Origin of the sequence: Mesorhizobium sp. M6A.T.Ce.TU.016.01.1.1 (genome assembly GCF_003997065.1) — a bacterium.
Taxonomy (GTDB): domain Bacteria; phylum Pseudomonadota; class Alphaproteobacteria; order Rhizobiales; family Rhizobiaceae; genus Mesorhizobium; species Mesorhizobium mediterraneum.
This window is the reverse complement of sequence record NZ_RZTJ01000017.1, coordinates 115,332-129,926: the sequence shown is the minus strand read 5'-3', so window position 1 is coordinate 129,926 and position 14,595 is coordinate 115,332. Positions and strand designations below refer to the sequence as shown.

The following is a 14,595-nucleotide window of genomic DNA, read 5'->3' as shown; positions in this document are numbered from 1 at the left end:
GGCTGAAAATCCCCGGCACGCTCAGCGTCGAGATGACCGCCACCTGCGAGGAGCCGACGCTGTGCAACCTCACCCAGCATTCCTATTTCAACCTGGATGACGGCGGCGCCGGCGACATTCTCGACCACCGGCTGATGCTGAACGCCGGCGCCTATCTTCCGGTCGATGGCGACCTGATCCCGACCGGCGTCGTCAAGCCGGTCGACGACACGCCGTTCGATTTCCGCCAGGCGCGGCCGCTGCGCATGGAGAGCGAGGGCAAGCAGCTCCCCTACGACCAGAATTTCTGCCTTGCCGCGAGGCGCGGGCCGCTCAGGCAGGCGTCATGGGCGCAGGGCGCGAATTCCGGCGTCGAGATGGAGCTCTGGACCACGGAGCCGGGCGTCCAGCTCTATACCGGCCAGTATCTGGCGCCACCTTCGCCGGGACTCGAAGGACGTCATTACAAGGCTTTTTCGGGCTTCTGCCTGGAGCCGCAGGTCTGGCCGGACGCGCCGAACCGGCCATATTTCCCACAGGCCACGCTATGGCCGGGCCAGATCTATCACCATGTGACGGAATACCGGTTCCGGCTGCCTGGCGCCTGACCCGGAAGCCGGTTTTTCGATTCCACCTTCGGTCGTCTGTGTCGGTCTTTCCCAAATACGGCGAAACCGGCCCTAATTCAGCGCGGCCCTCACGCGCTCCGCTTCGCACTGCTTCATGCGGAACATGCCGGTATTGGTCTTGGCCTGCCCGACCGTCATGCAGACCGGAAGTCCGGCCTTCGCAGCACTTTCGGACAGGACGGAGTCGTCCTTGAAACCCTGATAAGGGAACATGCTCTCCGCCGTCCAGTCGGGCTTCATACGCAGCACCTTGGCCGCGGCGGCGGCTGCTTCCTGCTTCTTTCCGATCTGCGCGGCGCTCATGGCGACAAAGGCGGCCTGACTGGGCGACTCGCCGAGCTGCTTCGCCGTTGTGTAAGCTTCATCGAACTGGCGCGCCGCGAAATAGGTTTGCGTGATCGGAAAGTTCCACCAGGAGGGATAGCGCGGGTTGAGCTTCAGCGTCCGTTCCACAAGCTCCAGGGCGCGCTCCGTCTGCCAGCCGGCGTAAGTCCAGGCGAGCTGCATCATTGTGTCGGCATTATTAGGACCAAACTGCAACGCGAGCTTCTGATTGCGTTCCGCCTGTTCGCTGTCGTTCTGGTAGGCGTAGGCCACCGCCATCGTGAAATTTGCGGTGGAGTCGTTCGGGTCGAGGGCGAGCGCTCTTTCTGCATACTTCCGCTGGGCATCGACCCATGCTGGAAAGTCGATGACCGAGCCGATATCCATCTCGATCGCATAGGTGATCCCCATGTCGCGCACCAGCGGCATGAAATCGGGAGCGAGGTTCAGCCCCTTCTCGAAATACGCCCGCGCCTCGAGCTGACTCGCCACGGTCATCCTGTGCTTCGCTTCGATGCCCAGCAGCCAGTAATCATACGCATTGAGGCCGGTTGCATTCTTGCGTCGCGCCAGCGTGCGCTCGGCTTCCGTCACCTGACCCTGCCAGCCGGTAAGCGTGGTCGCAATTTTCTGCGTGATCTCGTCTTGAACTTCGAGCAGTTCAGCTGCGAGGCGATCGTAGCGCTCCGACCAGACATGTGTTCCTGTCTCGGCATCGATCAGCTGTGCCGTCACGCGCATGCGGTGGCCATCTACTTGCAGGCTGCCTTCCAGCACATATTTGACGCCAAGCGCTTCGCCGATTTCGCGCACATCGTGGGCCTTGCCGCGATAGAATTCGGCGGAGGTCCGGGCGATTACCGATATATCGCGGTAGCGGGCCAGATCGGTGATGATGTCCTCAGTCACGCCGGTGGCGAAGCGGTCCCACCTCTCGTCGCCGTTGATGTTTTCGAAGGGCAGCACGGCGATAGCCGGTGTCTCGGCGCCAGATTTCGTTGTCGGAAGGAGGTAGGCGGCGGCTGCACCGATCAGGATCATGAGACCGGCGGCGAGGCCCAGCCAGGATTTGCTGCGTAGCCCGAGCAACCGAGCGCCGGCAACTTTCCTGCTATCTTCGACCGCCTTTTCCGCCTCCAGCACATAGCCGCGCTTCGGCAGGGTCCGGACGATCTCGTGCCGCTCGTCGCCGAGCGCTTTCCTGATCTCGATGACGCACTGGACAAGACTGTCATCGGTGACGGCGATGTTTCCCCACACCGCCTGCATCAGTTCATCCTTGGTGACGATTTTTCCCGGCCGGGCGGCCAGCACCTTCAGTACCTCGATGGCCTGCGGCCGCAGGGCAATGGCATGCCCGCTCTGGTCCGCGATGGAGCCGCGCTGAAGGTCGACCGTGCGGCCGTTCAGGCGAATCGGCGTCAGCGCCGAGCTGTCCATCGGAACGTTCCCCACGGGAGCGAGGCCGGTTGGGTCTCGTTGCGGTCAATCTACAGCAAAGCCCGGCCGTCATTCCAGCAATCGTCGAGGATTTAGTCGGCGATCGGAAGATTTCGTCCGATTTCGTCAGCCCATCGTGCTGCTCTCGTTACGGATGGTGCCGTCGGGCTCATCCTGCGTCGAGTCGAGAAAGAGGCGGAACGCAACGATTGTCTGTCTGCGTCCGCCCGTCCGGCGGATGGAGGAAATGACCATGACCAGACTTTTCGCTGAATTCGCATTCGCCGGCCTCGTCTGGACCGGAACCTCGGCTGCGGCCGAACTGGCGCCAGGCAATGGGCATAGCGTTCATCTCGCCGCCTTCGACGGCGTCGTCTACTATACGGTCGAGCAGGACGGCTACCGGGTTGTGGCAACATTGGCATCTGGATCAGACGCGCTGCCGCTGCGGATAGCCTCCACGCTCGCCCCCGGGCAGCACTTGACCATTTCCGTGCCCGGTTCGGCCGGCCAGCCGTCGATCGATTTCGAGATTCTGCGCGATGGTGATGCGCTCGTTGTCAGCGACGCCATTCCCGCTGCGGTGGTCGATCTCGTGGACGTGACGCCGACCCGGGGAGCGTTGGGGAAATGAGTGTTGCCGTAGAGCTCGAGGGCGCGCGGGTTCGTCGAGTATGCTTCCGTAGATCTCGGACCATCCGTGCACAGGGAGGATATGATGCAGATCAGTTTCGGATCGTACAATGGAAATATCACACGCAGGACACTGCTCGCGATTGCCACCACAGTCGAGACACCGGCCGCGGCGCAGCTGGCAGATCGGACCACCATCCCACCAGAAGGTTCCGCTCGTTTTCAGGGACTCGACGCGGCGTGAAATCCAGCTGGACGATACCAGCTGGCCCTCAGTGACGGTTCGCCGTTGGGAGATTGGTGATATCGTTGCGGTCTTGGATTGCTCAGCAATCGCCAAGCGAAACGTGGTCTTACAAGAAGCCCGGGCAGCAAAGAACGGAACGGCATATGAGGGAAAAGATGCCTAGGCTGGTTCGGAAGATGGCACTTACGCCGGAGATTGTTGCGCGCGTTCATCGGGTGTTAGAGGACCCCGGCTCGGCACCTGGTCTCGTTTACTACACCGAGGAGGACTACGATGCGGCGGTGCATGAGACGCTCGCCTCGCATCCCCGAGGCGAAGACCTTTGGTTGTTCGCCTATGGCTCGCTGATTTGGAAGCCGGAAGTTGAGCACACTGAGGAGCGCATTGGCACGGCGCACGGCTGGCATCGTTCGTTCTGCCTAAAGATGACCCGGTGGCGGGGCACGAGGGAGCAGCCTGGCCTGATGATGGCCCTCGATCGAGGCGGCCAGTGCCGGGGGATGCTCTATAGGCTCGCCGGCAACACAGTGGAATGGCAGCTCGGCAAGCTTGTCCGCCGAGAGATGAAGGCGAAACCACCCAGCAACCCGCCCCGTTGGCTTACCGTCAAGACGCATCAGGGGCCTGTCCGCGCCCTTGCCTTCGTGATGAACCGAGAGTCGGGCGCATACACCGGTAAGCTCCCACCTGATGAGGTGGCGGACATTGTGGCCAAGGCATGCGGCCATTTGGGCTCGTGCGCCGAGTATCTCTATAACACCATCTCGCATCTGGAAGAGCGCGGCATCCGCGACAGCAATCTATGGCGGCTACAGCGTCTGGTCGCCGAACGCATTTTGGGTTCCATCGTAACACCAATTTCAAGCTGACCATTGCCGATCTTCGCGAACAGCGCACCTATAGGCTGAAAATCCCCGGCACGCTCAGCGTCGAGATGACCGCCACCTGCGAGGAGCCGACGCTGTGCAACCTCACCCAGCATTCCTATTTCAACCTGGATGACGGCGGCGCCGGCGACATTCTCGACCACCGGCTGATGCTGAACGCCGGCGCCTATCTTCCGGTCGATGGCGACCTGATCCCGACCGGCGTCGTCAAGCCGGTCGACGACACGCCGTTCGATTTCCGCCAGGCGCGGCCGCTGCGCATGGAGAGCGAGGGCAAGCAGCTTGCCTACGACCAGAATTTCTGCCTTGCCGCGACGCGCGGGCCGCTCAGGCAGGCGTCATGGGCGCAGGGCGCGAATTCCGGCGTCGAGATGGAGCTCTGGACCACGGAGCCGGGCGTCCAGCTCTATACCGGCCAGTATCTGGCGCCACCTTCGCCGGGACTCGAAGGACGTCATTACAAGGCTTTTTCGGGCTTCTGCCTGGAGCCGCAGGTCTGGACGCGCCGAACCGGCCATATTTCCCACAGGCCACGCTATGGCCGGGCCAGATCTATCACCATGTGACGGAATACCGGTTCCGGCTGCCTTACGCATGACCTGGAAGCCGGTACCGGATTTTACGGTGCTTACCTTCGGTTCGGAAAGGGATCATGTCCGCCGTCTAGGCAGACGGCCTGGCCGAGACAGCAGGTCCGCTCCAAGGAGCAGACGCTCCCAACGGACCTGACGCCAATCAACGGTGTGGTACCTGCTTCGTCAAATGGCTTGGCCGCCGGACACTTCGATCCGCTGGGCATTCACCCAGCGATTGTCCTCGGATAACAAGCTGGCGATCATTGGCCCGATGTCGTCCGGCATGCCGACGCGGCCGAGTGCAATCATATCTGCGAACACCTTGTTGAGGTCGGGCATGTCGCGGACAGCGCCGCCAAGGAAATCAGTTTCGATCGCGCCCGGCGCCACCGTGTTGACGGCGATGCCGCGGGCGCCCAACTCCTTCGCCATGTAAACGCTGAGCACCTCGACCGCGCCCTTCACTGCCGAGTAGGCGGCGAAGCCCGGATAGGACATCCTGGTGAGGCCCGAGGAGAGGTTCACGATACGGCCGCCGTTCGCGATCAGCGGCAGCAGCTTTTGGGTGAGGAAGAACACCCCCTTGAAGTGGACATTGACCAGCCGGTCGAACTGCGCCTCCGTCGTCTCTGCGATCATTGCCATGTCGCCATGGCCGGCATTGTTCACCAGATGATCGAACGTCTCGCGCTGCCAGGTCTCGCGCAATGCCGCCTGCAGGCGCTCAGTGAAAGAAGCGAAGGTGGCAACGTCACCGGTGTCGAGTTGCAGGGCGACTGCCCTGCGACCCGTTGCCTGAATCTCCGCGACAACGGCCCGAGCGTCTTCACTCCGGCTATGGTAGGTGAGGACAACGTCACCGCCGCGGCGTGCGATGCTGAGTGCGGTGTTGCGCCCGAGCCCGCGGCTGGCGCCAGTAATGAGCGTGATCTTGGTCATGGCCTGCTCCTTTGTTTGCACCACTGCTGTGGCCACGCCGATATCGGCCCAATGGGCAGGCTTTTGTTGCCGGATGCTCGACCGTTTTTGCCTAATCCTCCAAAATGCTTTGCGTGTCGGGCAGCAAAGGAATAGTTTTGGTCCATGACCGCACTCCTCAATGCCGTCCGCCGCCATGCAGACACCAATGCCGGCCCAGACGGCGTTGCGCATACCCCGATACCGGGTCTCAACACGGTGCGGGCGACGGCGCCTAGCGGTCTGGTCTACGACATCTCCCGACCGCTCGCCTGTCTGGTGGTCCAGGGGAGCAAGCACGTCACGATGGGTACTCAGGGCTTCGCCTTCTCCGCCGGAGATTCGCTGCTGATCACGGCGGACGTGCCGACGGTGAGCCAGATCACCCGCGCCAGCGCCGCTGCTCCCTACTACTCGCTTGTTCTGGAACTCGATCCGGCGGTCATCGCGGAGTTGAGTGAGCAAATAGACGCCCAGCATGTGGCCGACCACGCGCCCGTGCGGGTTGACCCGACTGACGCCGAGGTTGCCGACGCGGCCCTGCGTTTGATGCGGCTGCTCGATCGCCCGGCATCGGTCCCGGTGCTACAGGCCCAGCTTGTGCGCGAGATGCACTATTGGCTGCTGGCCGGGCGGCACGGGTCGGCGATCCGTCGTCTGGGGTGGCCAGACGGCCAAATGCGGCGAGTGGCGCGCGCGGTCGCAGTGCTTCGGGCAGAGTTCGCGCGGTCTTTGCCAGTCGAGCGCCTGGCGGCTGTGGCCGGAATGAGTATGTCGTCATTCCACCAGCACTTTCGCGCAGTAACCTCGCTCTCTCCCTTGCAATTCCAGAAACAGTTGCGCCTGATTGAGGCGAGGCGGCTGATGCTGTCGGAGGGAAAGACTGCGAGCAGCGCAGCGTTCGCGGTCGGCTATGAAAGCGTGTCGCAGTTCACCCGGGAATATGGTCGTCTGTTCGGCCGGACGCCTGTTCGGGATACGAAAGAAGCGAGAGGCAGAAACTTGGCCGCCGCTTGAGGTGCCTTCGGCAGCTTCGCTCGCTACGCGCCGAGCTTGCCGAAGCGAGCGCTGCGCCTGCTCGTCCGCGCCGACAGTTGGCGCGCTGATCTTACCTCATCGACATCAAGTTCGTGGTCTGAGCGGCCTTAACGACGTCGAGCACAGGTTCATGGGCCTCCGGATGACCGATGTCCTTCAGCTGATCGGGCGTCAAATCCGCTAGGGCCCTGCGTCTTGCGACGTTCTCTCGCCACGTCCTGAAGGCAACGATGATTATTGCTACGCTTTTCAGCCTTGACCCAAACAAGCGGCGGCTGGGTGCGCCGCGGCCGGAGCGAGTTTTCGTGTGAGCCATTTTTAGTCTCCCATTTTGAGTTTGCGGGTTGGGAGCGTGCCACGTGGTTTCGGGCTGTTCGGCTGTGCGTGAACAAAAGGGAAAAAGTTCCTTCGCGCTCCGCGGCTCTCGTGTCGAGAACGTCGTTGTCTCGGAGAATCTCGCTACGGAATGATTTCAGCGGAACGGAATTTGGTTACGTCTGTAACAGCGGGAGCGCCGTTGTCGATCGCCGGCGCCGCCCCGGAAAGCGGCCGTGCTGGGCCGTCGCGATATCTTGAAGCGTGGGCGCAGGAGCACCCGCTTCTGCGCAGGCCGCGGCTGGGATCAGCGGCTCCATTGGAATAGCGCCACACTTGTTACTCCCGCTGTCCGCTCTCCGGTGCCAAACTACCTCATGCCTAACCATGAGCGAAGAGCAGCGAATGAAACCGCGCTTCGGCCAACGAGGCGCGGGGTTTCGCCCAAATCAGGAGGTATCAAAGTATGACTGCATCAGCCGGAAACGGACGGAAGAGCGGACAGCCTGCCATGCACACACCACCGGTCGTGTCGCCGCAGGCGTGGGAGGCGGCCCGCGAGAAGCTGCTCGTGAAGGAAAAGGCCCAGACCCGGGCCCGTGACGCACTGGCCGCCGAGCGCCGGCGGATGCCGTGGATGGCGGTGGAGAAGACGTATGCGTTCGAGGGGCCTGACGGAAAGGTGAGCCTGCTCGACCTGTTCAACGGTCGGCGTCAGCTGATCGTCTACCGCGCCTTCTTCGAGCCGGGAGTGTTCGGCTGGCCCGACCATGCCTGCCGCGGCTGCTCCCTGGTGGCCGACCAGGTCGCCCATGTCGCCCACCTGAACGCCCGTGACACCACCCTCGTCTTCGTCTCGCGTGCGCCGCAGGCGGACATCGCGCGGCTGAAGGCGCGGATGGACTGGGAGATACCGTGGTTCACCATCACCGACAGCTTCGACGCCGATTTCGGCGTGGACGAGTGGCATGGTCACAACGTGTTCATCCGCGACGGCGACCGCGTGTTCCGCACCTACTTCATCAACAACCGCGGCGACGAACAGATGGGGGGCACCTGGAACTACCTCGACATCACGCCGCTGGGCCGGCAGGAGGTCTGGGAGGACTCGCCCGAAGGCTATCCTCAGACCCCGGCCTACAACTGGTGGAACTGGCACGACAGCTACGGCTCCGACGCAGCGGCCGACAAGAAATGGGTCGAGGTATCGGACGCCGGAGAGGCGGCGTTCCGGGAGGCCAGCACGAAGGCGTGAGCCAGGCCTGTTCGGTGAATCGGGCGGACGGCGACGGCCGGTCTGAGGGCCACCGATCCGCCGCCCGCTCCTGAGTGAGTTCGATTGTGAGTTAAATAGTGCCCGGTCTTCAGCGCGCTTCTGCGGCGGCGACGGCTTGCAGCTACTCAGATCGCTCTGCCGCTATTCATGCGGACTTCACGACCAGAAAAGGGCGTTTGTGGGTGGCCGGTCTCGCTCGAAAGCTCGCGGCGGGAGCAGGGCGGCCGACATGAAAGCCTTGGATTTCATCTATGTCGAATTCGCGTATGAAGGCCATCTGCTTGTCGGTTTCCACCCCTTCGACCAGGATTTTATGGCCGCGATTTCGGACCAGGGCAATAATGTCTTGCAGCATTGCCTTGCCTCTGGGGGAGCCGCAATCATGAAGAAACGAGCGGTCAATCTTCACGGTATCGAAATCGATTAGACGAAGCCATGAGAGGCCCGCGAAGCCGGTCCCGAAGTCATCAAGCCATATCCTGATCCCTAGCAGCTTTAGGTCGCTGATGCAGCGAAGAATGTCGGAGTGCATCTCCATCTCGAGCCCTTCGGTGATTTCGAAGGCCAGCCTGCTGCCGGCTACGCCGGTCTCGCTCAAAATGGCCGCAACAGAGGTTGCGAAGCCGGGCGTCTTGAGCTGAATTGGAGAGACGTTGACGCTGACGACACGGACGTGATCGTCCGCCAGAAGCTCAGTGCACACTGTCCTAATTGCCCAGCGCCCGAGCGCCAGGACAGCGCCAGTTCGTTCCGCGACGGGAATGAAGAGGCTCGGCGGAACCGACGTGCCATCCAGCATTTTGAGGCGCATCAGAGCCTCGACGGCTTCAACTCGGCCCGACGCGACATTTTGGATAGGCTGATAGACGAGTGAAACGAGATCCTGGCCGATCGCGATCTTCAGCAAAGCCGCAATATTCTCGCTCTCATCGCTGCTCTGGGGATCGTTTGGATCGAACAGCCACGTACAATTTCGACCGCCTGCTTTTGCCAGATAGAGCGCGCGGTCGGCCTCGTGGATGATTTTTTCCAGCTTGGCGCCGGTCTGGACCCTGGTGAAGGCAGCGCCAACGCTCACCGTTACAACCGAGGTACCGTCTCTCCGGTGCTCGTGGGGAAGTGCGAGGTTCTCCACCGTGCTTCGAATGGCTTCCACAATATCTGCGACCTGTTCTCTTTTCTCCATGCGCGCCAGGACAATGAATTCTTCCCCGCCGTAGCGGCCGATTGAGCCATTGTGCTGCTTAATCATATCGGCAAGGGCATTGGCGACAAGAATCAGGCAGCGGTCACCTTCTTGATGCCCGTAAAAGTCATTGAACCTTTTGAAGAAGTCCACGTCGATGAGGATCGCCACAAAACTGCTGCCAGACCTCTGCCAGTCGCTCCAGTAGTCCCGCAGTTTCTCGTCAATCGCCCGCCGATTCTCCAGACCTGTAAGCGGATCGGTTCTCGACAGGTTCAACAGCGCCTGTCCGCGCTCGGTGGCTTCCTTGTGCTGGATTTTGGCTTCGAGGGCATTCAGGAAGACGTTGTAGCGCTCCTCGTTCAGCTTCCAGTTTACGTAAGATGTAAATGTGAAGCATGAGATATAGAAGGTTCCAAATACCATTTTGTAAGTTAATGTGGACGGCACAAAATAATTTACGATATACAAAATTACCAATATTATAGCAGAAGTTACAATAGACACGTTGAATTTAAATGTGAAAAATAGATTAGCGCTCATCATGAAGATGGTGCCGAAAACCATATAATAAGAGACGCTTTCCTTGTCCGCACCCATAACCGCTGGGCACAACCAGCCAACATAGCCAAAGATGATGGCTCCGGCGCAAGTCACGTCAATCCATTCCGTTCCGACTCCCTGGCGAAGTTGTGCTTCCAAGATCAGGAGCGCAGTCACTCCGACCACGAAGCGTGCCGTGATCGTATAGATTGCCACATCCGGAATCAGCAGCAGATCGGTTGCTGAAAACAGCAGATAGATGGCAACGGCGATCCATAGCCCTGGCCTAGCGTCCGTTCGTCGCGTCGCTTGGGATTCCTTTCGGTAGAGGTTGCGGAGTTCGTCGGACCGCGGCTCGTAGCGCGGTTCGAACGGTTCCGCATCGGCTATATCGGCCAATGCGGATGACGCGGAGTCGCTCGTCACCACAAACCCCATTTGAACCGGGCTTTGTATTCCGAACTCATTTTTAGCTTCTGCCCCCACGCCGGCCGACTCCTCAGGCGACAGCGATTGCGGCGCCTCGCAAGCAATATGCAGTCGCGCAAATAGGTTTTCGTTAACTCGTATCGGGAATCCGACCGGCAAGGCGTCCAAAGACCTAGGATGGTTGGCGGGAAATTAACGACACCGCTAAAATGCCGGTGATGCGCCTTGGCAAAGATAAAATTTTACGCAATATCTAGATAATATCTAACTAATTGTAATTATGGAGTCTGCGGTGGCAACCATCCTTGATGGCAAAAGTCTGATTACTGCCGAGATGATCGCCGCCAGTCTCCCTCGAAGAAAGCTCGAGCCTCATAGCGAAGCGTTCGAAACCGCCCGCGTAGAGCTTGCGCTCATTCTCCACGCGACACACCAGCAAGTCGAGCAACGAAAGGATCCCGCGGAGATCATTCGTCGGCTGATGTCGTACCTCGACGCAACCCGTTCCAAGGTTCATCCGGACGTTTGGCAAGCATTGATACCGGTTGTGCAGAACCACCCGATCTTGGAGTACTTTCTCGAGGATCCGCTCACGCGGTGGTCCCATGACAAGCCCAGAGGTTATTCTGGCGACGCGCAGTTGCTCGACTACATCTATTGTGATCCGCACGTGGCCGAGAGCGTGGCAAGCGCCTCGGAGATCGGCAAGGCGCTCTATAGCCACACCAAGGATGTACCGTCGTGCATCGCAGCACGGGAGCGACGCGATCTTTTAACCCGGTATGTCGATGAGATTGCGGCCAAGAATGGACCGCAAGCCGAGGTCCTGGCGATTGCGGCCGGCCATTTACGGGAGGCCAATCGCTCGGCCGCCTTACAAGAGGGCCGTCTCAAGCGCTGGGTTGCGCTCGATCAGGATCCTCAGAGCGTTGGGTTGATCAACCGCGACTTCCAGGGCACCGCGGTCGAGGCCATCGACGGCTCGGTACGAACCGTGCTCACGAGGGGCCACAAGCTTGGCAAGTTCGACTTCATCTACGCCTCTGGCCTCTACGATTACCTTGCGCACAACGTCGCCGTGAAGCTCACAAAGACTTGCCTGCAGATGTTGAAGCCGAACGGGACATTCCTGTTCGCGAACTACGCAGAGGGCAACCCCGACGCCGGCTACCGGGAGACGTTCATGAACTGGGTGCTGCTGTTGCGGTCGGAGGCCGATATGTGGGACATCATCAATGCCAGCGTCGACCGCAACACCGTCGAGGCGCAGGTGTTCTTTGGCGAGAACCGCAACGTCCTATATGGCGTCATCGAAAAGCGCGGATAGCGACCGCCTTGGGCTGCAAGGTTGTCGCCCATTGGCGGCAGCCGGTCCGATTGCGTTTTGATGCTAATTTTCGAACGCCGCCCTTAACGTCTCGAACGGCGCCAGCGCGCCGCGCACCTGGACGACAGCTGCGGCGACGCGATGCGCGCGCAGCACGGCCTCGGTCGGGGCATGACCGGCAAGCCGGGCGGCGAGATAGGCGCCATTGAAGGAATCGCCGGCGCCGGTCGTGTCGACGGGGGCGGTAAGATGCACGGCCGGAACGGGCCGTAGCATTCCGCTTGCGGCGATCAGTGCCGGCTCCTCGCCATTCTTGACGACGACTTCGCCGACCAGCTCTCCCAGCCGCTCGGCGGTTGCCTGCGGTGCGGCGTCGCCGAACAGCATCTGCTCGTCGGGAAAGGTCGGCAGCGCGATGTCGGTGACTGCGAGCGCATCGAGGATCGCTGCCTGCGCTTCCTCGCGCCGGCGCCACAACCGTGGCCGGTAGTTGGGATCGAAGGCGACAAGCGAGCCGGCGGCGCGCGCCTTGGCCACCGCCGCCAGCAGGGACTTGCGCGCGCCGTCGTCCAGAATTGCCAAAGTGATTCCGGAGAAGTAAACAAGCGCCTGATTTTCAAGGCTTTTCGCCAAGGCGACCGCGTCGGAGGCAAGCTGCCGTGCGGCCGCATCACCGCGCCAATAGGTGAAGGAGCGTTCGGCGCCGGTCAGCGTGATCGCATAGAGGCCGGGCCGGGCGCCTGCGATGATCGGGCTGGCGCCGATGCCGATGCCGTTTTGCGCGAAGAAACCGATCTGATCGCGCGAGAACGGGTCGTCGCCGAAGGCCGACACATAGGTTGCCGGCCGGTCGCAGCTCAGCGCATGCAGCGCCCACAGCGTATTGAACGTGTCGCCGGCAAAGCCCATGCGCCAGTTCGGCCCGGCCTGGCCTGAAAGTTCGAGCATGCATTCACCGATCGAGGCGACGCCGTTTCCTGTCATGTATCTCTCTCCGCGTGATTCCGGTGCTGTAGCTTTTTGCGGCCGGCAGCGCCATGCTTGGCGTCAGCGGATTTTGCGCCAGATGTGTTTTCTCAACTGAGCGGCGGGACGCAATCTGCCCAGCGAGACGTTATCTCCGGAAGAGGAAACGGTTTGGCATCGTTATGGCGTTATGTTTTGGCAGGTCTTGGTCTGGCTGCCTTGCTGGCTGGCATTCTTGCCGCCGTCTATCTGACGGCGCCGCAAGCGCCTCGGCTCGCCAGCTCCGAGATTGCGCGCTCGAAAAAGACAGCGCACGGGCTGTTTGTGGCCAGTTTCGAACCGGAGCAGGGCGCTATCCGGCAAGGCGAGCTGCAATCCTGGCTGCTGACCCTCAAGACAGGCGCGGGAACCCCGGTGGAAGGGGCAGCGATCACGATTTCCGGGGGCATGCCGCAGCACAGGCACGGCCTGCCGACCAGCCCGCAGGCGACCGACTACCTGGGCGACGGGTGCTATCGCATCGACGGGGTGAAATTCACGATGAGCGGATTGTGGCAATTGCATTTCGCCATTTCCGCGGCGGCCGGATCCGACACGGTCGTCTTCAATGTGCTGCTGTGAGCGCTAGAGCAAGATGAGCCGATTCTCGCGTCTTCTCGCGCTGCTGGCGATGGCCGTGCTTGCCGGCTGCGGCAAGCCGGAGTTTTCCGATGCCGAAAAGAAGACCATCGCCTCACTGGCACTGTCGGCGCTGCCGCCGCTGAAAACCGACACCACCAACCGCTTCGCCGATGTGCCGGCCGCCGCCGCGCTTGGCTCGACGCTGTTCTTCGATGTCGGGATGAGCGGCGATGGCAAGGTTTCCTGCTCGACCTGCCACAAGATCGACCGGCAGTTCCAGGACGACCTGCCGCAAGCGGTCGGCGTCGGCCGCACCAACCGGCGCACCATGCCGCTGGCCGGCGTCGCGCATGATCCATGGTTCTTCTGGGATGGGCGGCGCGACAGTCTTTGGGCACAGGCGCTGACGCCGCTGGAAAATCCGCTGGAGCAGGCCGGCAATCGCGCCGCCTACGCGCACTATATCAAGGCGCGATTCGGCGAGCGCTATGAGCGCATCTTCGGGCCGCTGCCCGACCTTTCGACCGTGCCGGCCAATGCCAGTCCGCTCGGCAGCGATGCCGAGAAAGCGGCGTGGAACGCCATGTCCGCTGCGCAGGCCGAGGCCGTCAACCGCGTCTTCGCCAATATCGGCAAGGCGATCGCCGCCTTCGAGCGATCGATCGCGCCGCCGCAGACGCGCTTCGACCGGTTCGCCGCCGCCTTGGCTACCGGTATACAGCCGCAAGGCGACGATGCCTTTTCGCCTGAGGAAATCCTCGGGCTGAAACTGTTCATCGGCAAAGCCAGTTGCGTGACATGCCACACCGGGCCGCGCTTCACTGACAGCAGTTTTCACAACACCGGCGTGCCGCCGGTTGCGAATTTGCCGCCGGATCGCGGCCGCATAGATGCGGTACGCCAAGTCGAGGCCGATCCGTTCAACTGTTTCGGCGCCTTTCGCGATGGCGACGCCAGCGCCTGCGGCGAGCTGCGCTTCATGGTCAAGGCCGGACCGGAACTGGTCCGCGCCTACAAGACACCGTCGCTGCGCGGCGCCGCCACCCGGCCGCCTTACATGCATGCCGGGCAGTTCTCGTCGCTTGACGAAGTGGTGGCGCATTATTCGAAGGCGCCGACCAGTGTCGAGGGTGTGTCCGAGGTCCACCCACTGCAGCTTTCGGACCGCGAGCGTGGGGCGGTGGTGGCGTTCCTGAAGACGCTGGCCGAGTGAACGGCTCAGA

At 61.6% G+C, this 14,595-nt stretch carries 13 protein-coding genes and 1 pseudogene; 9 read left to right on the top strand and 5 right to left on the bottom strand.

What is annotated here, in order from left to right:
- A partial coding sequence (locus EOC94_RS25520; RefSeq protein ID WP_148128436.1) for an aldose epimerase family protein occupies positions 1-587 on the top strand: 587 nt, incomplete at its 5' end.
- Between the two features lie 72 nt (positions 588-659).
- Here EOC94_RS25520 and EOC94_RS25515 read toward each other — a convergent pair.
- Positions 660-2,372, bottom strand: a complete 1,713-nt coding sequence (locus tag EOC94_RS25515; RefSeq protein ID WP_127294220.1) for a winged helix-turn-helix domain-containing protein — start codon at positions 2,370-2,372, stop codon at positions 660-662.
- A gap of 253 nt (positions 2,373-2,625) precedes the next feature.
- Between EOC94_RS25515 and EOC94_RS25510 the strand changes: the two genes are divergently transcribed.
- From EOC94_RS25510 to EOC94_RS25500, 3 genes and pseudogenes are all read left to right on the top strand, one after another.
- A complete protein-coding gene (locus EOC94_RS25510) occupies positions 2,626-3,006 on the top strand; it encodes a hypothetical protein (protein ID WP_185928326.1) in 381 nt (126 codons plus the stop codon).
- Between the two features lie 422 nt (positions 3,007-3,428).
- Positions 3,429-4,121: a gamma-glutamylcyclotransferase gene (locus tag EOC94_RS25505; RefSeq protein WP_245458005.1), complete on the top strand. Its 693-nt coding sequence runs from the start codon at positions 3,429-3,431 to the stop codon at positions 4,119-4,121.
- A gap of 26 nt (positions 4,122-4,147) precedes the next feature.
- Positions 4,148-4,737, top strand: a pseudogene (locus EOC94_RS25500) (galactose-1-epimerase); the annotation flags it as partial.
- A gap of 160 nt (positions 4,738-4,897) precedes the next feature.
- On the opposite strand, the gene EOC94_RS25495 reads toward EOC94_RS25500, so the two are convergent.
- Positions 4,898-5,653: an SDR family oxidoreductase gene (locus EOC94_RS25495; protein WP_127294218.1), complete on the bottom strand. Its 756-nt coding sequence runs from the start codon at positions 5,651-5,653 to the stop codon at positions 4,898-4,900.
- A gap of 144 nt (positions 5,654-5,797) precedes the next feature.
- Here EOC94_RS25495 and EOC94_RS25490 point away from each other — a divergent pair, with 144 nt between their 5' ends.
- Entirely contained in the window at positions 5,798-6,688 is an 891-nt protein-coding gene (locus EOC94_RS25490; protein ID WP_127294216.1) for an AraC family transcriptional regulator, read from the top strand.
- A 91-nt stretch (positions 6,689-6,779) separates the two neighbouring features.
- Here EOC94_RS25490 and EOC94_RS25485 read toward each other — a convergent pair whose 3' ends face one another.
- Positions 6,780-7,025, bottom strand: a complete 246-nt coding sequence (locus tag EOC94_RS25485; RefSeq protein ID WP_095486654.1) for a DUF1127 domain-containing protein — start codon at positions 7,023-7,025, stop codon at positions 6,780-6,782.
- A gap of 465 nt (positions 7,026-7,490) precedes the next feature.
- Between EOC94_RS25485 and EOC94_RS25480 the strand changes: the two genes are divergently transcribed.
- Positions 7,491-8,279 carry a thioredoxin family protein gene (locus EOC94_RS25480; protein WP_126106165.1) on the top strand — a complete coding sequence of 263 codons (789 nt, stop codon included), beginning with the start codon at positions 7,491-7,493 and terminating at the stop codon, positions 8,277-8,279.
- A 166-nt stretch (positions 8,280-8,445) separates the two neighbouring features.
- On the opposite strand, the gene EOC94_RS25475 is transcribed toward EOC94_RS25480, so the two are convergent.
- A complete protein-coding gene (locus tag EOC94_RS25475; protein WP_095486746.1) occupies positions 8,446-10,467 on the bottom strand; it encodes an EAL domain-containing protein in 2,022 nt (673 codons plus the stop codon).
- A 283-nt stretch (positions 10,468-10,750) separates the two neighbouring features.
- Between EOC94_RS25475 and EOC94_RS25470 the strand changes: the two genes are divergently transcribed.
- The gene (locus EOC94_RS25470; protein ID WP_127294214.1) at positions 10,751-11,785 is read left to right on the top strand and encodes a class I SAM-dependent methyltransferase; all 1,035 of its coding nucleotides are present in this window, start codon (positions 10,751-10,753) and stop codon (positions 11,783-11,785) included.
- A gap of 63 nt (positions 11,786-11,848) precedes the next feature.
- Here EOC94_RS25470 and EOC94_RS25465 read toward each other — a convergent pair whose 3' ends face one another.
- Positions 11,849-12,769: a sugar kinase gene (locus EOC94_RS25465; protein ID WP_127294212.1), complete on the bottom strand. Its 921-nt coding sequence runs from the start codon at positions 12,767-12,769 to the stop codon at positions 11,849-11,851.
- A 153-nt stretch (positions 12,770-12,922) separates the two neighbouring features.
- Here EOC94_RS25465 and EOC94_RS25460 point away from each other — a divergent pair, with 153 nt between their 5' ends.
- Both EOC94_RS25460 and EOC94_RS25455 read left to right on the top strand, forming a co-directional pair.
- Positions 12,923-13,372, top strand: a complete 450-nt coding sequence (locus EOC94_RS25460; RefSeq protein WP_127294230.1) for a FixH family protein — start codon at positions 12,923-12,925, stop codon at positions 13,370-13,372.
- A gap of 13 nt (positions 13,373-13,385) precedes the next feature.
- The gene (locus EOC94_RS25455) at positions 13,386-14,585 is read left to right on the top strand and encodes a cytochrome c peroxidase (protein ID WP_127294210.1); all 1,200 of its coding nucleotides are present in this window, start codon (positions 13,386-13,388) and stop codon (positions 14,583-14,585) included.
- The last annotated feature ends 10 nt before the right edge of the window (positions 14,586-14,595 follow it).